We start from the raw sequence: 21,676 nt of genomic DNA on the forward strand, positions 1-21,676 counted from the left end.
CAAATATAATTGCTTTATCTATAGAATAATTATTAGCAATTGCAAAAGCAAACGCACCATGAAATACATCCCCGGCTCCCGTCGTATCGACGACTTCTACCTTGAACCCTTTAAAGCTAGTTTGTGAATTGTCTTTAATCCAATCACACCCCTCACTACCTTTCGTCACATATACTGTACCTGCACAAATTTTCTTTGCCATTGCCAAAGCACGGTTCATATCTTTTTCATTTGTCATTTTTTCTAGGCCGGGTGCAGAAAATACTGCATGCTCTGCTAATTTGACTAAAGATACTATACTCTGCGGAGTTATATCAGCATCAAGCACTGTCGGTATTCCTAAGTTTTTCGCTTTTCGCAAGCAATATTCTGCACCTTCATGCCATCTGACATCACATAGAACCAAATCATATTGAGTAAAATCAATCTCTTCCAACCAATCCGTACAATTTAAAAGATCAGGACTTGGATAATTAACAATCACTCTTTCGCCATTATTATCAACAAAAATAGCCGATTGAGATGACTTGGCAGCTTCATACACTTTAATTTTACCTGTACCGACCTGATAGCTATTTAATTCTGAAATAATGGCACTACCTATGTTGTCATCTCCTAAGCGACCAATAAAATCTACTTTGGCACCTAGTTTTGCTATCGTAACTGCAGCTGTGGCAGCAGGCCCTCCGCCGACCTCTTTGTAACTATGCGCAACAAATTTTCCCCCTCCTGCAGCAGGCAATTTATCTAAATAATAAATTCTATCCTGTACCGCTATACCGACGCATGCCAATTTTATCATTATTTTTTCCCTCACAAGTTTATACCAAATTTTAGTCAAATTGTACTGAATTATAATTTTAAAAAAAGTGATCTCGGTCACTTTACTTAACTAAAAATTACAAATATGATAACAAACGAAAAAAATCGAACACAAAGGAGTTAAAATGTCTAATATAGCATTTATAGGTCTTGGTCAAATGGGCAAACCAATGGCTTCCAATCTCATTAAAAAAGGGCATTCGCTAAACGTCTACGATATTAATAAAACAGCAATATCCGAAGTACAATCTCTCGGTGCACACAGTTCAATTTCCCCCAAAGAGGCTGTAAAAGGGTGTGAATTTATTATTACTATGTTGCCTAACGGAAAGTTAGTTGAGAACGTGATCTTTGGGAAAGATGGAATTATCCATTCTATGGATAAAAACAGCTTAATAATTGACATGTCAACTATCCATCCGCTAGAAAGCGACAGCTTACGTAATCGATTGGCAGAATACAATATTGAGTTTATGGACGCACCTGTTGGGCGAACCTCAGATAATGCAATCGCAGGAACACTACTAATTTTAGCCGGAGGAACGCCATCGCAAATTGAGCGCTCCTCACCGATACTGCTCTGTATGGGGTCAGAAATAATAAATGCCGGAGGTCCAGGAAGAGGAATCAGAGTTAAATTAATTAATAACTTTATGAGTATTTCACTCAATGCCTTATCTGCCGAAGCGGCAACACTTTGCGAAGCATTAGAGCTTCCCTTGGACATCGCAATAGAAGTAATGAAAGGAACCCCTGCAATTAAGAGTCACTTCACAACAACCTGGGCTAATAAAGTATTACAAAATGATTTAACCCCTGCTTTTATGATAGAACTCGCACATAAAGATTTAGGAATAGCTACTGATGTCGCTAATCAATTACACGTTCCGCTATCTATGGGCGCTGCAGCCCGAGAAATCTATAACCAAGCAAGAGCTATGGGCAGAGGCAAACAAGACTGGACAGCGATACTGGAGCAAGCTCGAATTAATTCAGGCTTAAAAAAATAACAAATTACTATAACCGTATAATATAGGAGATTCTAAAATGACTAATGATTCTTATACTTTGAAAGATATTGCTAGACCTTCTGGCGGTTTTGCAATGCTAGCCGTTGATCAACGAGAAGCGATGAGAAATATGTTCGCAGCCTCAGGCATGAAGCAGCCTATTGCGGATAATATATTAACTGATTTTAAAGTCAACGCAGCCAAAATCATCTCACCATATGCTTCTGCCGTATTAGTAGATAATCAATTTTGTTACTCAGAGATCGTTAAGCAAAAAGCTATTTCTGATAATTCAGCATTAATTGTTGCAGGAGATTTATTCATTCCCGGAAACGGTATTCCTGTTGATAATGTATGTATTGATCCAAATATTGATGCTCAAGAAGTAAAACAAAACGGGGGTAAAGCATTAAAGCTTCTTATCCTGTGGCGTCAAGATGAAGATGCACAACAACGGATCGAAATGGTAAAAGAGTTTAATCAAAAATGTCACTCTGCCGGACTACTTAGCATTATTGAGCCCGTCGTAAGACCTCCTAGAATTGGTGATAAATTTGATCGTGAACAATGTATCTTAAATGCTGCAAAAGAACTAGGCGATCTCGGTTCCGATTTGTACAAAGGAGAAATGCCGCTATTTGGTAAAGGTGAATCAAAAACACTGCTAGATGCAGCTAAAAAGTTAAACGATAATATTAATATTCCTTGGGTTATTTTATCCTCAGGCATTCATGAAAATCTATTCTGCCGAGCAGTCCGAATAGCGATGCAATCTGGTGCCTCTGGTTTTCTTGCCGGACGTGCAATTTGGGCTTCAACTATAGGCTTACCTGATACTGAACTCATGTTGCGTGATATTTCGGCTCCTAGAATGCAATATCTAGGCACTCTTGTTGATGAAATTATGGCATCAAGATAATTCATTAAACTCTTAATTTAATCAGATAAATGAGGTAGTTTATGAAGCTAAAATACATCGAAAATGGATTTCAAATCATTCAAGATGATAGGATATTACTGAATCATACCAGCGATAACCCTGCATTTTTTGTCGGGGTGGGGCAAGAAAAAATATCAGCTTATCGAGGAAATTTCGATATACAAGATATTTTAATGAAAAAAATTCCTTTGACTCATTGTCAATTTGATAACAATCAAATCCAACTTTCATATCAACATAATACACCTCCGCTATTAATTCTCATGTATTCTTCATTAGAGGATGGTAAATCAATATTAACCATGAAAAGTGAAAATCCCACCCTAAACCGTTTCTGGATTAAACTTAGCTCATCCGAATCTGAAAAAGTTTGGGGTTGTGGTGAACAAATGTCTTATTTCAACCTACGGGGACGTCATTTTCCATTATGGACTTCCGAGCCTGGTGTTGGTAGAGATAAATCAACAGAGCTCACTTTCTTATCGGATAAATATAATAAGGCTGGAGGAGATTATTATAATACTAACTACCCGCAGCCAACTTTTGTTTCCTCCGAACATTACGCCTGTCATATTAATAGTAGTGCTTACGCTGATTTTGATTTTAGGAATCAAACATATCATGAATTACAAGTGTGGGAAATCCCTGAGTCAATCGAGTTTTTTACTGCTCCGACTTTTTTAGAACTCGTAGAAAAGCTGAGTCTCCGCTTTGGCAGACAGCCTGAATTGCCTGAATGGATTTACAATGGCGTTATTCTTGGGTTAAAAGGTGGCGAGGAAAATTCCTTTTCCAGATTGGAAAATGCTGTTGAATCTGGAATTCCCGTCGCCGGATTATGGTGTGAGGATTGGGCAGGAATACGAGAAACTTCTTTTGGTAAAAGGCTTTTTTGGGATTGGAAATGGAGTAAAAACCGTTATCCCAACTTAGATAATCGAATTCAAACACTTAAAGAAAAAAATATTCGTTTTCTTGCTTATGTTAGTCCATATTTATGTGAAGATGGGGAGTTATTCCCTATTGCAAAAGAAAAATCATTATTTGCTCTTAATAGTAAAGGTGAAGTTGCTTTAGTTGATTTTGGAGAATTTAACTGTGGAGTATTAGATTTTACCAATAAAGAAACGAGAGAGTGGTTTAAAAAAGAGATTATTCAAAAAAATATGCTAGATCTCGGCGTATCTGGATGGATGGCTGACTTTGGCGAATACTTGCCAACTGAGGATTTATTTTTAGCCAATGGTGTTAGCTCAACAATAATGCATAATGCTTGGCCGCCTCTTTGGGCAAGCGTTAATGCGGAAGCCGTAGCTGAAAGAGAGTTAACCGGCGAAGTGATGTATTTCATGAGAGCCGGCTTTACCAATACGCAAAAATACTGTCCTATGCTCTGGGCTGGAGATCAATGTGTAGATTTCTCCCGCCATGATGGGCTTAATACCGTTATTTGCGGCGCACTTTCATCAGGAATCCTAGGCAATGCATATCACCATAGTGATATAGGTGGGTATACCAGCCTTTTCGGAAATCGACGAACAAAAGAAGTATTTGAACGCTGGGTAGATATGGCTGCATTCACACCAATGATGAGAACGCATGAATGCAATCGGCCCGATGAGAATTTTCAGTTTGATCATGATATAGCTACCATGGCTCATTTGGCTAAAATGGTTAAAATCTATAAACATTTAACACCATATTTGAAGCATTTCTCAAATGAAGCCCACACCAAAGGCTATCCAATACAAAGGGCGCTATTCTTGCACTTTGAAAACGACTTGAATACTTACGATATTCAGGATCAATATCTTTATGGTTCAGAATTACTTGTTGCCCCTGTTCACAAACAAGCTGTACATGAATGGAAAGTATATTTACCAGCAGGTGAAACTTGGGTCTATGTGTGGGATAAACGAGAAATCCGCGGCGGACAATATATTCTTGTTCCCGCTCCAATAGGACAACCACCGCTCTTTTATAGAAAAGATAGTGAATGGGCAACACTCTTTGATGATATTGTAAACATTGAATAGCATTTACTCATTATTTCTCAGCATTTTTAGCCCAGAGTAATTACATAATATAGCAGGCAAAATAGTGATATGTTTGCCTGCTATATCCAACAAATACATTTTAGTATTTATTCCCAGTAATCCGGCACCACTCTTCCCGCTCCACCACTGGTTCTAACCGCACTTGGTTTTGATAGGCTTCGCATACGGCTTGTGCTTGGTTGGCGAGAATGCCGGATAGCCCTAGATCTGCATTCGGTTTGAGTAATGCGATGATCGGTTCGGCAAGCTCTTTCAGTGGACCGGCAAGGATATTCGCCACTACCACATCGGCTTGTAAATCTTGCGGTTGATCTTTGGCGAGGAAGAGCTGCAAGCGCTCGGCTACGCCGTTGCGTTCGGCATTATCACGGCTGGCAAGGATAGCTTGCGGATCGATGTCGATACCGATTGCCTGTTTCGCACCAAGCTTCAACGCAGCAATTGCCAGAATGCCAGAACCGCAACCAAAATCGATGACGGTTTTGTCATTGAGATCCAAGCCATCTAACCATTGCAGGCAAAGTGCGGTGGTAGGGTGAGTGCCCGTGCCAAAGGCAAGCCCCGGATCGAGCATGACATTGACCGCACTTTCGTCCGGTACCGGGCGCCAGCTCGGACAAATCCACAACCGTTCGCCAAAGCGCATCGGATGAAAATTATCCATCCACTCCCGCTCCCAGTCTTTGTCTTCAATCTGCTCAATTTTATAACTGACCGCTGGGGTTAAGATCCGCAGTGCAGTCAATTCCGCAACAATTTGCTGCATATCGGTTTCTGCATCAAACAACGCTATCACATCGGTGTTACCCCACAAACGGGTTTCGCCCGGCAACGGTTCAAACACCGGTGTGTCTTGACTGTCAACAAAGGTCACCGACACTGAGCCCAGCGCTTCCAGTGTTTCACTGATTTTCTCCGCTTGTTTATCGTTACTGTTGATTCTAATTTGTACCCAAGGCATCTGTTTTTCCTCTTTTTTGATCCTGTTTTTCACCGAGTTTATTGGCAACCAAGAAGGCAATTAAGCCGAACACCAGTGATGGCACGATAGCATGGAATCCCAATAATTTGAGTGAAAGAACGGTCAGCAACACATAGCTGCCCAACCCGACTGTCATTGAGGCGATCGCACCGTAGGCATTGGCTTTATCCCAATATAAACCCAACACGATCACCCATAAAAATGCCGCTTCTAAACCACCAAACGCAAATAAATTCAACCAAATAATCATATCCGGCGGATTGAGTGCCGCTAAAATCAAAAGTGCGGTCAAAATCAGTGTTGCCATTGATGAGAAAAGCCCGATTTTTTTCTGATTATTCGCCATTTCCGGTTTCGCTGATAAATAAATATCTTTAACGAAAATCGCCGAAGATTGGATCAATTGCGCATCAATGGTCGACATAATCGCCGACATTGGCGCTGCCAGAAAGATCCCAGCAACAATCGGCGGCAAGACTTGCAGCATGAGGCTTGGGATGACTTGATCCGGAATCGTCAAATCTGGTAAGATCGCCCGACCTAGCGCACCGGAAAGATGCATGCCGAGCATAACAATCGTCAATACGATAGTCCCGATCAACATGCCGCCATGTAATGCTTTACTGTCTTTAAACGCCATGCAACGCACCGCTGTATGCGGCAGCCCGACCACGCCAAAGCAGACTAAAATCCAAAATGACGCCATAAACTGAAAATCCAGCATCTCATTCGGTCCATAAGGGCTGACCAGTTGTGGATCGGTGGCAGTCAAGGCGGCAACCGCACTTTCGACACCACCGGCAGCATAAATCACCGCAAACAATAAAATAAAAGTGCCTAAAATCATTACGGTACCCTGAATGGTATCAGTCAACACTACGGCACGAAAACCGCCGATAAAGGTGTAAATCCCGACTGTTAGCGCAAAAATAAGTAACGATTGGGTATAACTGATACCAATGGTAGTTTCCAGTAAGCGCGCACCACCGATAAATTGCACGGTCATTGCGGCAAAAAAAGCGATTAACAAGGCAAAACAGGCAATCCATACCAGATATTTATTTTTGTAACGGTGCAATAGCAGATCATTAATGGTCAGCGCCTTGCTCTCTCTTGACAGCAGCGCAAATTTTTTGCCCAGCGCTCCCAGCGCCAACCAGACTGCCGGTACTTGAATCATCGCCAACAACACCCAGCCCAAGCCGAATTTATACGCCGCTCCTGGTCCACCGATAAACGAACTGGCACTGGCGTAGGTTGAGGCGGTGGTCATCGCCAGCACAAAGCCCGTCATCGAGCGGTTGCCGACATAATATTCGGTTAAAAAATCCCCTTTCGAGCGCTTAGCATAAGCATAGATTGCTGCACCAAATACAAACGCCAGATAGATGACCAACGGAAATATGATGCCTAAATTCATGATTTAGTCTCCTGCTCGCCGTCGCTGTGATTATCCAAATCAAAATCCTGATAGACAATGCGCAGCACCCAATAGGCAACCACAATAAATAAAACCGGCAGGTAGATACAGGCAAGCTCAAACCAGAGTGGGAAACCAATTGGTCCAGTTGTGCCACTCGGCAAATAGGCACACAAACACCAGCCGATCACATATAATATGCTTAAACCCAAAGCCCAACGGGCTTCTTTACTGGCTTGTTGATACTTTTCTTGCAACTTCATATGAATACCTCATACAAAAAGAACAGCATGAAAGAAAAAAGTGGAACCATTTGATTCCACTTCATTTTATTACTGATTTCTACATCGGATTAATCATGCATACCGAGTTTTTTCTCAAGGTAATGAATATTTGTGCCACCTTGTTGAAAATTTGGGTCGTCCATAATCAATTCGTGAATAGGAATATTGGTTTTTAGCCCTTCGATAATCACTTCCGACAACGCATTACGCATTCGGCTGATCGCTTCGGCACGATTCTCACCGTAGCTGATCAACTTGGCAATCATGGAATCATAGTGCGGTGGCACGGTGTAACCATCATAAATATGGGAATCCCAACGAATACCAAAACCACCCGGCGTATGCAAACGGGTTACTTTGCCCGGCGACGGCAGGAAGTTGCGCGGATCTTCGGCATTGATACGGCATTCAATCGCATGTCCTTTCACTTTTACATCGTCTTGAGTAAACGACAATGGCAAACCGGAAGCAATGCGCAACTGCTCTTTGACCAAATCAATACCGGTGATCATTTCCGTGACCGGATGTTCAACCTGAATACGAGTGTTCATTTCGATAAAATAGAACTCACCGTTTTCATATAAGAATTCAAAAGTACCGGCGCCACGATAGCCGATTTCAACACAAGCTTTGGCGCAACGGCTGCCGATGTCACGACGCAATTCTTCGCTGATGCCCGGAGCCGGAGCCTCTTCCACCACTTTTTGGTGGCGACGCTGCATCGAACAATCACGTTCCGCCAGATAGACCGCATTGCCGCGCGTATCGGCTAATACTTGAATTTCCACATGGCGTGGATTTTCCAAGTATTTTTCCATGTAAACCACGTCATTATTGAACGCAGCTTTCGCCTCAGACTTAGTCATCGCAATCGACTCTTCCAACTCATTGGCAGAACGCACCACGCGCATACCGCGACCGCCACCACCGCCTGAGGCTTTAATAATCACCGGATAACCGATACGTTCGGCAATCTCTTTATTCTTCTTGGCATCACTGCCGACCGGACCGTCAGAACCCGGTACACAAGGTACGCCAGCGGCTTTCATCGCATTGATCGCCGAAACTTTGTCGCCCATTAAGCGAATCACATTCGCAGTGGGACCGATAAAAATAAAACCGGAACGCTCCACCTGTTCGGCAAAATCTGCATTTTCCGACAAGAAACCGTAGCCCGGATGAATGGCATCGGCACCGCTCACTTCTGCTGAGGCAATCAGCGCCGGAATATTCAGATAACTTTTACTGGAGGGCGCCGGTCCGATACAAATACGTTCATCAGCCAACAGAACGTGTTTTAGATCCCGATCTGCCGTAGAATGAACGGCGACGGTTTTAATGCCCAACTCTTTACAAGCGCGCAAAATACGCAATGCGATTTCACCGCGGTTGGCAATAACAACTTTTTCTAACATACGATTATCCGCTTAATGTTGAAAGTTCTTTATATTGAGAATTCTTTATGTTGAGAATCCTTTGCCTTTGATCGAAAGTGCGGTCAAAAGCGATTACCGACAGGCAGATTGATTACTCAATGATGATCAGCGATTGATCAAATTCAACCGCTTCGCCGTCATTAACCAAAATAGCTTTCACCACCCCGGCTTTGTCCGCTTCGATGCGGTTCATCATTTTCATCGCTTCAACGATACACAACGCATCGCCGACTTTCACCACACTGCCGACCTCAACGAAAGCGGCGGCTTCCGGACTAGGGCTGCGGTAGAAGGTACCGACCATTGGCGAGCGCACGGCATGCCCTGCGATTTCGGTCGCCACCGGCGCGGCGGCTACAGCTGCCGATGCAGCAGTTGGTGCCGGAGCGGCTACAGGCGCTGCCGCAGGCAAAGTATATTGCACAGCTGCCGGTGCCGGGGTGCCACGACTGATGCGTACCGACTCTTCGCCTTCGGAAATTTCAATTTCCATAATGCCCGACTCTTCGACCAACTCAATTAATTTTTTAATTTTACGAATATCCATGTTTTGATTCCGCTGATTGAAATGTAAATCACACTGATCGCTTTACCATCAATTTTGCGACAAAGGGTAAACTTCGATCATTTTATTCAGGTTATATTAAACGCAGAGATTACCTGAATTTTCGCGTATTTGCGATATAAATCTGCACTTTTAGCGCAATTTTGTCGAAAATCACTGTTTTTTGCTTAAATAATCCCAAGCAAACTCCAGCCCGAATTGATAACCTTTTGCGCCTAAACCGCAAACAACCCCGACCGCTTTGTCACTCAGATAAGAGTGATGGCGGAACGGTTCGCGCGCATGCACATTCGACAGGTGAATTTCGACAAACGGAATATTCACCGCCAACAACGCATCACGCAGCGCCACGCTGGTATGGGTAAATGCCGCTGGATTAATCAAAATAAAATCAATCTGTTCAAAGGCTTGATGAATTTTATTAATCAATTTTTCTTCGCTGTTGCTTTGAAAGCAATCCAATTCCAGCCCAAGTGCGGTTGCCTGTTGTTGCAATTGCCGTTCAATGTCCGCCAGACTTAGACTGCCGTAATGCTGCGGCTCACGTTTGCCCAACATATTCAGATTTGGGCCGTTTAAAACAAGAATTTTTTGCGCCATGCTCTTTATTCCGTTTAAATAAATAATTTCGTCACGTGACTATTTTAGGATTATACCAACATTCTACTCGATTTGGGAATATCAGCGATAATTATAAAACTTTGCTCACCCATTCGCTCTCCAATTCTACAACCGGTAACTGTGAACCTTGCCAACGGCGGATCAGTTGAAAATCCATCAAATCCAAAGTATCCAAGCCCGGAATCACATCGGGTGTATATTGCTGCGCCATGCGAGCCAGCTGGGTTAAACCGAAACTGGATTCAATCGACGAGCTGATCACCGCCATAATCCCTTGTTGCTGTGCCTGTTGAATCAGGTCGACACAGCGTTGCAACGAGCCGACTAAAGTCGGTTTAATCACAATTGCCGCCAAGTGCGGTTCCGCCTGTACGACAAAATCCGCCTCGCGCACCGATTCGTCCCACGCAATCGCAATCCCAGTTTCCGCCGCAAATTGACGGCTCTCGTCACGGGTTTTGCACGGTTCTTCCAGAAATTGAATTCTGGCACGATGTTCTGGTTTGACGTATTTAGCAAATTGCTGGGCTTTGGCCGGTGTCCAAGAGCGGTTAGCATCAAGTCGTAATTTGAGATCCGGCACTGCTTCCAGCAACATATCGGCAATCAAACCGTCACGATTGGCTTCGTACAGACCGACTTTGACTTTCGCCACTTTTTCGCCCGGCATTTGATCAAGTTGTTGATACAATTCATCAGGATCGCCATAACACAGTGGCGCTGCCTGATAATTCCCTTCTTCGCCTAGCAAGCCTTTCATCTCTGCCAAAGCACAACTCAAGCCAAATTGCACAGATGGATATAAGCCGTCTAGCGCTAATTTTTGATTACGACTGCGTGCTTCGTCCCACTGTTGCAACCAAAGTGCGGTCTGAGCCTGTGCTTGTTCCAATGTTTCAACACTAAATTCCGGCAACGGCGCAATCTCGCCCCAACCTTCATGCGCACCGCACTTCACCTGCACCAACAGCCCTTCGCGCCGTTTTAAAAAGCGGTTACGCAGCACCACCTGCGCATCGACCGGGATTGAATAACGATAAAGCTGATAACTGCGAGTGGTCATGACAACTCCTTTAATGAATATCTTCCAATAATGCGACAATTTCTTCTGGTGGCGGTAGTTGCCCTTTTAAATCAGAAGGAAGAGTTCGGGTAATTTGATAAGTTGCGACACCAATAGGTTTTTTCGCATCGTGTAGCGTATATTCAACAATAGTCCGGCTTTTTTCCTTACAAAGAATAATCCCAATAGATGGATTTTCATCCGGCTGACGAATCATATTATCAAGTGCGGTTAAATAAAATTGCATTTTGCCAATATATTCGGGTTTAAATTCTCCAATTTTGAGTTCAATGGCAATCAAACAACGTAATTTACGATGAAAAAGTAATAAATCAATAAAAAAATCTCGTCCATCCACTTCTAAACGATACTGGCTTCCCATAAAGGCAAACATTCCACCCATCGCACGCAGAAAATCCTCTACTTTAGCAATCAATACTCGTTCTAAAGCTGATTCAGTGTGTAGCTCACTCAAATCTAAAAAATCAAAAAGATAATCATCTTTAACAGCTAATTTCGCCTGATTACGAACGGTTTCAGGCAGCGTTTTATCAAAATTAGTTTGTCCAAGCAACGCTTTTTCATAGCTTTGATTTTCGATTTGGTGGGTCAATACTTTTTTTGACCAACCAAATTTTCGACTCATTTTGAGGTAAAACTCGCGTTCTTGCATATCTGAACAGCGTTCAAGAATAATAAGATTGTGGCTCCAACTAATTTCTCGCACCAGTGGCACGAGTTTTTCATAGGCTGAGTATTTCTCAAAGAAAGCCTTCATTCGCCATAAATTAGAAGATGAAAATCCTGTAACATCAGGAAAACTTTTCTTTAAATCAATCGCTAATTTCTGAACAATCGATTTTCCCCATCCCTCATCAGCTTTGCGCTCAACCAATAGCTTGCCTAAGTCCCAATACAGCTCAACAAGTGCAGAGTTCGCAGCACGCAATGCGTTATACTGTGCATCGCGCACTCGTTCTTTCACTGAACGTAATAAATCAGCGTAATCACCACTTAAATCAGTTATAGGCATAGATTATTATTCCTTTTAGGAAAACTACGGATTACGTTTAAACTTGCTGAAATCCGGTTCGCGTTTTTGGTTGAAGGCGTTGCGTCCTTCTTGTCCCTCTTCAGTCATGTAGAACAGCATGGTGGCATTGCCGGCGAGCTCTTGTAATCCCGCTTGTCCGTCGCAGTCGGCGTTTAATGCTGCTTTTAAACAGCGCAGTGCAATCGGGCTGTTTTGTAACATTTCGCGACACCAGCGCACGGTCTCTTTTTCCAAATCGGCATATGGCACAACAGTGTTGACCAAGCCCATATCCAGCGCCTCTTGTGCGTTATATTGGCGGCATAAGAACCAGATTTCACGCGCTTTTTTCTGCCCGACGATGCGTGCCATGTACGATGCGCCCCAACCGCCGTCGAACGAGCCGACTTTCGGTCCGGTTTGACCGAACATTGCATTTTCCGCCGCAATGGTTAAATCACACAGCATATGCAATACATGACCGCCGCCGATCGCATAACCGGCGACCATCGCCACCACCGGTTTCGGGCAGCTGCGGATATCGCGTTGAAAATCCAACACATTTAGGTGATGTACCCCGGCTTCGTCTTGATAACCGCCGTAGTCGCCACGCACTTTCTGATCACCACCGGCACAGAATGCTTTTTCGCCCTGTCCGGTCAGCACGATCACGCCGATTTTTTCATCAAAACGGGCATCAGCAAAGGCGGTAATCATCTCTTTCACCGTTTGCGGACGGAACGCATTGCGCACTTCCGGGCGGTTGATAGTGATTTTGGCGATACCGTCGGCAGATTTGTGATATAAAATATCATTGTAGCCGTTGCTGCAATCCTGCCATTCGACCGGGGCGTATAAAAATGCTTCGCTTGGGTATAACATACTGTTTCCTTATTATATTTTAAACTAAAAGTGCGGTCAGCTTTGCCGCAAAATCATCGGGATTTTCAAGATGGGCGTTGTGTCCTGCCTGTTGAATCAGGGTTAAATTTAACTGATTTTGTTGTGCTTGTGCACGAAATTTTTGATCGTATTCGCCACAAAAAAAATGAATCGGCAAATCCGTTGACCGCACTTTAGCGACTAAATTGGGCTGTTTTGCCAACGAGGTCGCCAACAACATTTGCGCGATATTTACGCCGCAATTGGGTGTGCGTTTTTCAATTAACGCTTGCCGCTGTACTAAACTCAAGTGGCTAAACACCGGTTGTTGATACCAGTCATTCAATACCGCACTTGGCGGCTCGGTGCTGAAACGCTGCGCCCACGACTGATCGCTCAACCAGCGAGCTTGTTTTTCGGCTTCCGTATGCAAGCCTAAATTGGCTCCTTCAATAATCAATCCTTGCAAATGGCCACGTTCAATCTGCGCCTGCAACGCATAATACAGTGCAATTCGTCCACCGAGTGAATAACCGATTAACCAATAGGGGTTGCCACCCACCGCACTTTGGATTTTTTCTGCCAAATAACGACAAGTTTGTGCGAAATCAGCGACAATTGCTGCTTTTTGCGCCCCGTGCAATGGCAAATCTAAACTAACGCAATGAAAGTGCGGTAAACGATCGATTATCGGCTGCCAATCGGCTTGCGTGCCCAATAAACCATGTAGAAAAACCAAACACGGCTTTGGCTGCTCGCCGTTAACTGCCAATCTGCGCTCCGGCAATTTGTTCAATCAGCGATTTATAAATTTTACTGCCGTCGTTCGGATTGACTTTAATCTCGATGATGCTCGTCTCTTTGCGCCCATAAGCCTGTTTCAATACCGAATTCAGATCCGCCCAGGTATAAGGACGGCTGTAGTTAATATTGAACATTGCCGCTGCCTGTGAGAAATCCAGCCCGTGTCCTAAACGATAAAACTGCTCTTTCACGCTTTCATCGACCGGCAACATATCAAAAATTGCGCCACCGTTGTTATTGATCACAAACAGGATCGTCGGTTGCTTGACTTGCTTAAACAGCGCCAACGAGTTGAGATCATAGAGCGTTGAAATATCGCCGATCATCGCTACCAGCGGTTGGTTAGTGCCGATTGCCACCCCTGCTGCGGTTGCCAACAAACCATCAATTCCGCTGGCACCGCGATTGGTGTAAACCGGATAGCCTTCCGGCAGCTTACAGAGTGCATCCACCAAACGGACAAACAAGCTGTTGCCCAAAAACAACGATCCGTTGCTCGGCAGCACACGACTGACATGATGCGCCAACGACGCTTCGTTTAAATTACCGCCGATTTGTTGTTCGATAAAGCTGGCGCAAAATTGCGATAGTGCCAGCGGCTCCAGCAACCACGGGCGTTGGCGCAGCGGTGGATGGGCGCGCAGCCAGTGATGTGCTTTCACATTAAAACGAGTATGTTGATGATGGTATGGATCAAGATCTTTCTGTGATGCCTCAATCAGCCAAAATTCACCTTTGAATTGTTCGAGGAAGCGATTGACCCGTTTGCTGATAATCTGACTGCCGAATTGCAGTACGATTTCTGCTTGCAATAATTTTTGTTGAACAATTTCATTTGCCAACCAAATATCGGCATACGGCAATGACGACTCAAGCCCCGACTGAATATCGCTGATCACCACCCAGCCCATGGTCGCCGCCCAAGCGGAAATGCCCATGCTCTGTTCCAGCGGCAATTTGCCGACCACAATCACACCTTGCTTGGTGCGCCAGTAGTCCCAATTTTCGTGAATCAGCACCTCACTTTGCTGCTCAGCATATTCAATCCACGACTGTTTTTTACCTGCCCAGCGATTAAAATCCGCTAACCAAGCGGCGTGCTGAACCGCACTTTCATCGCTTTGATACAAGGGTTCGGCAAACGGCAAATTAAAATGAATTACACCATGCTGCATTTTTTGCTGATGACAAGCCTGGTCGATACGACTGAGCAGCCACGCGGTCGAATAATCTTCGCTCGGACGCGGGAAATTGATCGCGGCGATCGGATAATCAGCGAACATACCCGGCTGCTGAATCGCTTGATTAGCACCGCAGCCAATCAGTTCCGGTGGGCGATCGGCGGTCAGCACGATCAGATTATGCCCACTTTGCGTCGCTTCAATAATTGCCGGATAAAGGTTTGCGGCGGCGGTGCCGGAGGTGACAATAATTGCTATCGGCGTATTGCTGGCTTTTGCTAAGCCCAGCGCCAAAAAACCCAAGCCGCGTTCGTCAAAATGGGTATGGCAGGTTACACGATGCCCGTCTTCCAGTCGCACCGCTTCCAAGGTCAACGGCGTGGAACGCGAACCGGGCGCAATACAAATATGCTGCACCCCGTTACGCACTATACTTTCTAAAACCACTCTCGCCCAACAGCGATTCAATACCGCAACTGACATTCCTCTACTCCATCTCTATCCACGGGAAATTTTATGCCGGAAATAACAACAGGATTCCCGCTGCTTTTCGTTCGATCTCCTGCCATTCTAACAAGGGAACGGAACCGGCAACAATACCTGCACCGGTGAAAATCATTATTTTATCTTGATTTAACAAGGTTGAGCGGATCGCAACACAAAATTCACTGTTTGCCAACGACATCACCCCCAAAGTGCCAGCATACCACTCGCGCCGAAAATTTTGCCGCTTGGCAATAAAATTCAGGGCGGATCTATCCGGCAGTCCACCTACTGCCGCACTGGGATGAATTGCACCCAAACAGGTGCTGTCATCGGCATCCGGATAAAGTTTAGCGGCAATTTTGCGTACCAGATGCTGCACATAACTTAATTTACGACTGGTCAAACTTTCAATATCCAGATGCTGGCTGAAATTCGCCAATTTTGCACAAATATCCTCCACCACCAAGCGATTTTCATGAATATTCTTCCGGTCTTGCAACAGCCACTGTTGCTGTTGTTCGGTTTGCTGAGGGTCATCACTGCTGACCGCTGTTCCCGCCAACGCCTCGGTGATCAACTGTTGCCCCTCACGCTGATACAAACGTTCCGGACTCGCACCTAAAAAAACCTGCTCCGGATTTTGCGCCCACAAAAAATAGTAACAATCAGCGTGTTGAACACGCGCCTGCGCCACTAAATCATAGGGATTTACTGCGCTATCGCTGCGATACGTTTTTTTCTGCGCCAGCACCACTTTGGTAAAATGCCCCTGCTCAATATGCGTCAAGGCTTCGCCAACTAGCGCCTGCCACTCATTTTCACTGTAATTCTGCGTTTCAAGGCTTAATGTTGTCTGAACCTGTTTCAATGGTAGAGGCGGAGACAGTCCTTGCAAGAAAGCCTCAACCGCACTTTGCTGATCATCCGCAGACAAAGTCAGGGTGATGTGCCATGTTTGCGCCCGCTGCTCCAGCCACAATCGCGGCAGATAAAAATGCGCCTCGCCCTCAAAGGTCAAGCCGCCGACCAATTGCAGCGGCTGCGCCGGATAGGCCGTCAAAAACGCTTGCGCTGCTGCCAACTCGGTAAAATAGTTTACCTGTCCCAATGCGACACATTGTGTTGCGCTTTCTCTGGCTTGCCAAAAAAATTGCGGGTAACAGCACTGTCCTTTTAGCCAAGCCAACACATCGTCGCTCGCTGAATCCGGCGTAAATTCCAGCTGATACTGGCTGATTGCTGAGTTTTGCGCGCTGAAATCATGCGCATTCAACCGTTGTCTTAATTGTTGTTTTATCTGTTGCCAACAGTCCATAACGTCCAATCTTGTCTTAAGTTATCAATCGTCGTAATCGAAGGCCTATAATTCAGTGCCTCGATCCTTACCTATTCGGCATATAAAGCCCTAATTTTACCGCACTTTAAAATAAATATTTACTAAATCTTTCCATTTTTCGCAAATAAGCGTAGAGTAAATAAATTCATTTTCATCGATTGTTTTTAACGCATTAATCAAGGGTTAACCATGAATATTTTCCCTAAATCCAATAAATTAGAACATGTTTGCTACGATATTCGCGGCAAAGTGCACAAAGAAGCGGTGCGCCTAGAGGAAGAAGGACATAAAATTTTAAAACTGAATATCGGCAACACGGCCCCGTTCGGCTTTGATGCGCCGGATGAAGTGCTAGTCGATATTATCCGCAACTTGCCAACCGCCCAAGGTTATTGCGAATCAAAAGGATTGTACTCTGCGCGCAAAGCAGTGGTGCAGTATTACCAATCCAAAGGGGTGGTGGACTCCACCGTGAACGATGTCTATATCGGCAATGGTGGTTCAGAGTTGATCACCATGTCGATGCAAGCGTTATTAAATGATGGCGATGAAGTCTTGGTGCCGATGCCGGATTATCCGCTTTGGACGGCAGCGGTAACCCTTTCCGGCGGCAAAGCGGTGCATTATGTCTGTGATGAACAGGCGGACTGGTTTCCGGATATCGCCGATATTAAAAGCAAAGTCACTGCACGCACAAAAGCCATTATTTTAATCAACCCAAATAATCCGACCGGTGCCGTCTACAGTAAAGCCGTGCTACTGGAAATTGCCGAAGTCGCACGCCAGCACAATTTACTGATTTTCGCCGATGAAGTATACGACAAAATTCTCTATGACGGTGCAGTACACCATCACATTGCCTCCCTTGCGCCAGATTTATTAACCATTACCATTAACAGCTTGTCCAAAGCATATCGCAGCTGCGGCTTCCGACAAGGATGGATGATTTTGAACGGCCCGAAAGATAAGGCGAAAGGCTATATCGAAGGCTTGGATATGATGGCATCGATGCGCCTGTGTGCCAATGTACCGATGCAGCATGCAATTCAAACCGCACTTGGTGGCTATCAAAGTATCAATGAATTGATTTTGCCGAACGGACGTTTGTTAGAACAACGTAATCTCGCCTATGACCTGCTGAATCAAATTCCGGGGGTGAGCTGTGTCAAACCGATGGGTGCGTTATATCTGTTCCCAAAACTGGATATGAAAAAATTCAATCTGTATGACGATGAAAAAATGGTGCTCGATCTGTTACGCCAAGAAAAAGTACTGATCGTGCACGGCCGTGGTTTTAACTGGCACCAACCGGACCATTTCCGCATTGTCACCCTACCTTATGTAACTCAGTTGGAAGATGCAATTAATAAAATCGCACGGTTTTTGGCAAATTATCGGCAGTGACCAAACAAAATCAGTAAAAACTGCGCTCAATTGCGCAGTTTTAGATTAACGCTTAATATGCCCACGCTTTTCTCGCGATAGATGTCCCTGCTGTAAATGGATGGCACCGACTAAATCATCCGAGCTGACTTTAAATGCCTGCCCGAATCCTTTGACAAACAATCCTTGCTCAGGAATTAAATTAAATAAGGTGAAATCCTGCAACGAAGACAAATGCTGCACCACCTCACCGTGCCTTGCCATCAATGCCTGTGTGCCTTGTTGCCATTCTATCGAGTCGTATGACACAATTTCTGCTGTCGCATCAAACGAAAGACGGCGACGGGCAAAAATCTGACGACTCCGCTCCTCATCTTCAATCAGCATTAACGATACTTTCGGTACTTGTTTTAAGTTTCGGGCGTGACGCGCAACATCAGAAATAAGAACATAATATCCCCTGTCATTTAACACAAAAGGTGCATAACTGATATTCGGATTGCCTTCAGCATCTACGGTTGCCAATAATAGTGTTCTGCATTGCTGTTTCATTGCCTGAATTTCAGGGCCTAAACGATTTTGTAACCGCTCTTGTCGATCTGTCATAATTATATCCTGGTTATTGTTGTATAAATAAGTGTTTAAACTGCTCAACTTGCTGCGGATACAGCGTTCTCTGCCGATCTCTACCCAGATAAACTTTAAAAATAACATTATCGCTTGCGGCAATAAAGACAAAAGCGTAGCTCTCTTTGCCACGAAAAGGTTTATTTAGTAATACAATTTTCTTGATTGCTTCTAATTTCAAATGCCCATGCAAGGCACTATTACTATCGCTTTTCATATTTAAATTAAAATAACCATAGCCGTTTTTTCCACCGGGAAACGGACCGGAAACTTCAAAAATGGAACCTTCTTTTTCAATAATCGTTACCAGCTCGCCCCACTCACTCAGTTTTCCCAACAATGCTTCCGCTTCTACACCATCAACAACTCGGATAAAAGGTGACGGCAGCGCTAAAATAACCAAGCCTTCTGGTTGTTTTAACGCAGCAGCCAGCTCCAATGTCAATAGATCGGGATTTTCCATCAATAAATCGGCGACCTGTTTTTTTAATTTTTCCATATTTTATTCCTTAATATATTATTTCTTTAAACCACACTTAACATTTAGTTATTCAGTAAACCTGACTAGAATTCATAGCGCACGCCAAGTGTAAAATGGCGACCAGGTGCGCTGTAGGCATCCGCATTGGTCACTGAAATCGTACCCGCACTGCTATCATTATTAGCCGTTTCATTGGCACGAGCCGCTAAGTGAGATAAGTCTGTCCAATTCCAATATTTTTTATTCAGCACATTGTTAATTCCGGCAGTAAACATCAAGCCGTTCAGCGGTTGCCAATATCCACCTAAATCAAGCAAATTATAACTAACGCTTGGATTGTACATTGTGCCGTCAATGTCCTTATCCGCCTTGGCACGAACATGAGTAAGCAACAGATCCGCGCCCCAACCCTCGCTTTGATACGCCAATCCGATACGCACTTTCAACGGTTGAATAGTATTGATCGGACGGATTGTGCCGTCTTGCTCAATGGATTTTCCTCTGGAATAAACGAACCCAGTCGTTGCGCTAAGCTGTTCAGTAAAACGCCATTTAGCCTCAGCCTCAATACCGTAAACTTTTGCTTTAGCGATATTTTGATATTGAATCACCAATAAATTTCGATTTGAAATCATGGTTTGGTAATCAATAAAGTTCTTATAGCGGTGATAATAAGCTGAAACTCGGTAATCCAAACGCGCATTTTGCCCTTTAAATCCCAGCTCAAAATTATCTGCTGTTTCCGGTTTTAGCTGTGGATTACCAACAATCGAGTAGCTCAACATACCGCGATCATTGCCGAAAGAGGTGGTTAACTGTTGTACCGACGGCGCTTTGTAACCTCTGGAATAGTGTAGATACGGTTTAAATTCGTCTGTCAAATCCCACAATAGTCCAAATTTCGGTAAAAATGCGGTTTTATGTTGGCCGCTTATTGGAGCGTAGTCATCTGCCCGTTGAATATAGCCGTTACGATCACTCGGTTTCAGACGATAATCAATCAGGCCCAAGTGCGGTGTCAGCACCAAACTGCCCCAACTGATTTCATCTTCAATAAATGCCGTTGTTCTGATCTGCTTGGTATCTGCCGACGGTTTGCGATTGTCAGCACTGGTTGTGATCAAGCGATTACTTAAATCCTGATAGTTGTAGCTAACACCATAGCGCACAATTTGCGGCAACGTGGTATCAAGATAGTGACGGACACTACTGTTAATGCCGTAAATTTTGTCCTTATTTTCTGCCTCATCCAGGCGCTGGATCGCTACACCGTTTGAGATAGTATGACGTAAACGGTGATTTCTGGTTTGTGAATGTTGCATATAAACCGCACTTTCGATATGCAATTGCTCCCTACTGTACAAATGGTTTAAAGAAAACCGATTGCGCACAACCGTATCCGTGGTGGTATCCGCAAGATTATTCGTAATCCCGGTACGGCCACTGATTGTTCCTAATTGGGATTGTAAATCCCGTTCGGTATCTCGTTTCAAATATTCGAATATCAGCCCGATACGATGGCTATCATTTAATTGGTAATAGTTTTTCAATAAAACATAACCGCTTTTGTAATCTGCCGGATCAGCTTTAGTACGGTTTGTGCCGATCCCCCCCTTCTTACCATGGGTTTTCGTTTCATGCCCTTTACGCAACGTGCTCAATAACAACCCTTGATAACGTTCATTTTGTGCCGCAAATCCTACCGTGCCGGCAATACCGCGATCGACACCACTGTATGCACTGGAAAGCACCCCTGCCAACGCCCGTTCTTTTAATAAATCCTCCGGTTCAAGTGTATTAAAATTCACACTGCCAGATAAGCCGCTATTTGAACCACTACGTTTAATCTGTGCAGAGCGCAATCCACTCGGCTCAATAAAATCACCACGCCCGAATGCCATTCCCACCGTGGTAAACAGCTTATTTTCCTGTGACTCAGATAACGGTATACCGTCCAGTGTCATCTCAACCCGATTGCCCTGCAACCCTCTGACATTGATCCCATCATTACCAGCTCTGCTACGTGATAAGTTATTAACCGACACATCAAGTTCTTGCTGAAACAATGACTTAATATTATTCGGATAGCGTCTAACAATATTCTCTGCACTGACTTCACTGATCACCACCGCACTTGATACGGCGGATGCCAACACAGTAATTTCATCCAACTGTGTTTTAGACGATTCATCTGCCACAGCACTGCCGCCAATTAAAGCAATCATTATTGACGATGCGATATAAGAGGGTTTAAACATAATAC

General features: G+C 44.3%; 20 protein-coding genes. 4 read left to right on the forward strand and 16 right to left on the reverse strand.

Going from position 1 to position 21,676, the window contains the following annotated elements:
* Nucleotides 1-802 (reverse strand): PfkB family carbohydrate kinase (locus tag FHQ30_RS00005; RefSeq protein WP_139625139.1); only part of this gene is annotated, 802 nt, incomplete at its 3' end.
* 145 nt (nt 803-947) lie between these two features.
* On the opposite strand from FHQ30_RS00005, the gene yihU reads away from it, so the two are divergent.
* The 3 genes from yihU to FHQ30_RS00020 are packed head-to-tail and all read left to right on the forward strand — an operon-like array spanning nt 948 to nt 4,808.
* Nucleotides 948-1,832, forward strand: a complete 885-nt coding sequence (yihU, locus tag FHQ30_RS00010; protein WP_139611273.1) for a sulfolactaldehyde 3-reductase — start codon at nt 948-950, stop codon at nt 1,830-1,832.
* Nucleotides 1,833-1,869: 37 nt separating this feature from the next.
* Complete coding sequence (locus FHQ30_RS00015; RefSeq protein WP_139611274.1) at nt 1,870-2,751, forward strand: aldolase; 882 nt, start codon at nt 1,870-1,872, stop codon at nt 2,749-2,751.
* Between the two features lie 41 nt (nt 2,752-2,792).
* On the forward strand, nt 2,793-4,808 hold the full coding sequence (locus FHQ30_RS00020) for an alpha-glucosidase (protein ID WP_139611275.1): 2,016 nt from the start codon (nt 2,793-2,795) through the stop codon (nt 4,806-4,808).
* 100 nt (nt 4,809-4,908) lie between these two features.
* Here the strand turns inward: FHQ30_RS00020 and prmA are convergent, their stop codons facing one another.
* The 12 genes from prmA to FHQ30_RS00080 form a co-directional block, all read right to left on the reverse strand.
* A complete protein-coding gene (prmA, locus tag FHQ30_RS00025) occupies nt 4,909-5,790 on the reverse strand; it encodes a 50S ribosomal protein L11 methyltransferase (protein WP_139611276.1) in 882 nt (293 codons plus the stop codon).
* Nucleotides 5,771-7,231 (reverse strand): sodium/pantothenate symporter, encoded by a 1,461-nt coding sequence (gene panF, locus FHQ30_RS00030; RefSeq protein WP_139611277.1) that lies wholly within the window; start codon nt 7,229-7,231, stop codon nt 5,771-5,773. Before panF ends, prmA begins: the two co-directional genes overlap by 20 nt.
* On the reverse strand, nt 7,228-7,494 hold the full coding sequence (locus tag FHQ30_RS00035; protein ID WP_139611278.1) for a YhdT family protein: 267 nt from the start codon (nt 7,492-7,494) through the stop codon (nt 7,228-7,230). The genes panF and FHQ30_RS00035 overlap by 4 nt, the downstream gene beginning before the upstream one ends.
* A gap of 89 nt (nt 7,495-7,583) precedes the next feature.
* Nucleotides 7,584-8,930, reverse strand: coding sequence for an acetyl-CoA carboxylase biotin carboxylase subunit (gene accC / locus FHQ30_RS00040; protein WP_139611279.1), 1,347 nt, complete (start codon nt 8,928-8,930; stop codon nt 7,584-7,586).
* A 112-nt stretch (nt 8,931-9,042) separates the two neighbouring features.
* Complete coding sequence (accB, locus tag FHQ30_RS00045; protein WP_139611280.1) at nt 9,043-9,498, reverse strand: acetyl-CoA carboxylase biotin carboxyl carrier protein; 456 nt, start codon at nt 9,496-9,498, stop codon at nt 9,043-9,045.
* Between the two features lie 171 nt (nt 9,499-9,669).
* On the reverse strand, nt 9,670-10,116 hold the full coding sequence (gene aroQ / locus FHQ30_RS00050) for a type II 3-dehydroquinate dehydratase (protein ID WP_139611281.1): 447 nt from the start codon (nt 10,114-10,116) through the stop codon (nt 9,670-9,672).
* Between the two features lie 91 nt (nt 10,117-10,207).
* Nucleotides 10,208-11,200 (reverse strand): o-succinylbenzoate synthase, encoded by a 993-nt coding sequence (gene menC, locus FHQ30_RS00055; protein WP_139611282.1) that lies wholly within the window; start codon nt 11,198-11,200, stop codon nt 10,208-10,210.
* Nucleotides 11,201-11,210: 10 nt separating this feature from the next.
* Nucleotides 11,211-12,233: a PDDEXK nuclease domain-containing protein gene (locus FHQ30_RS00060; protein ID WP_139611283.1), complete on the reverse strand. Its 1,023-nt coding sequence runs from the start codon at nt 12,231-12,233 to the stop codon at nt 11,211-11,213.
* Nucleotides 12,234-12,257: 24 nt separating this feature from the next.
* Nucleotides 12,258-13,115 carry a 1,4-dihydroxy-2-naphthoyl-CoA synthase gene (gene menB, locus FHQ30_RS00065; protein ID WP_139611284.1) on the reverse strand — a complete coding sequence of 286 codons (858 nt, stop codon included), beginning with the start codon at nt 13,113-13,115 and terminating at the stop codon, nt 12,258-12,260.
* Between the two features lie 19 nt (nt 13,116-13,134).
* On the reverse strand, nt 13,135-13,887 hold the full coding sequence (gene menH / locus FHQ30_RS00070; RefSeq protein WP_139611285.1) for a 2-succinyl-6-hydroxy-2,4-cyclohexadiene-1-carboxylate synthase: 753 nt from the start codon (nt 13,885-13,887) through the stop codon (nt 13,135-13,137).
* Nucleotides 13,877-15,583: a 2-succinyl-5-enolpyruvyl-6-hydroxy-3-cyclohexene-1-carboxylic-acid synthase gene (menD, locus tag FHQ30_RS00075; protein WP_139611286.1), complete on the reverse strand. Its 1,707-nt coding sequence runs from the start codon at nt 15,581-15,583 to the stop codon at nt 13,877-13,879. Before menD ends, menH begins: the two co-directional genes overlap by 11 nt.
* A gap of 31 nt (nt 15,584-15,614) precedes the next feature.
* Complete coding sequence (locus tag FHQ30_RS00080) at nt 15,615-16,901, reverse strand: isochorismate synthase (RefSeq protein WP_139611287.1); 1,287 nt, start codon at nt 16,899-16,901, stop codon at nt 15,615-15,617.
* A gap of 210 nt (nt 16,902-17,111) precedes the next feature.
* On the opposite strand from FHQ30_RS00080, the gene FHQ30_RS00085 reads away from it, so the two are divergent.
* Nucleotides 17,112-18,326 (forward strand): pyridoxal phosphate-dependent aminotransferase, encoded by a 1,215-nt coding sequence (locus tag FHQ30_RS00085; protein ID WP_139611288.1) that lies wholly within the window; start codon nt 17,112-17,114, stop codon nt 18,324-18,326.
* Between the two features lie 45 nt (nt 18,327-18,371).
* On the opposite strand, the gene hutZ is transcribed toward FHQ30_RS00085, so the two are convergent.
* The 3 genes from hutZ to FHQ30_RS00100 form a co-directional block, all read right to left on the reverse strand.
* Entirely contained in the window at nt 18,372-18,911 is a 540-nt protein-coding gene (hutZ, locus tag FHQ30_RS00090; RefSeq protein ID WP_176552634.1) for a heme utilization protein HutZ, read from the reverse strand.
* Between the two features lie 13 nt (nt 18,912-18,924).
* Nucleotides 18,925-19,431, reverse strand: coding sequence for a heme utilization cystosolic carrier protein HutX (hutX, locus tag FHQ30_RS00095; RefSeq protein ID WP_139611289.1), 507 nt, complete (start codon nt 19,429-19,431; stop codon nt 18,925-18,927).
* 65 nt (nt 19,432-19,496) lie between these two features.
* The gene (locus FHQ30_RS00100) at nt 19,497-21,671 is read right to left on the reverse strand and encodes a TonB-dependent hemoglobin/transferrin/lactoferrin family receptor (RefSeq protein ID WP_139611290.1); all 2,175 of its coding nucleotides are present in this window, start codon (nt 21,669-21,671) and stop codon (nt 19,497-19,499) included.
* Nucleotides 21,672-21,676 lie beyond the last annotated feature (5 nt).

It is taken from the genome of Testudinibacter sp. 'clade 2', assembly GCF_006227735.1.
In the GTDB taxonomy this organism is placed as follows: Bacteria; Pseudomonadota; Gammaproteobacteria; order Enterobacterales; family Pasteurellaceae; genus Chelonobacter.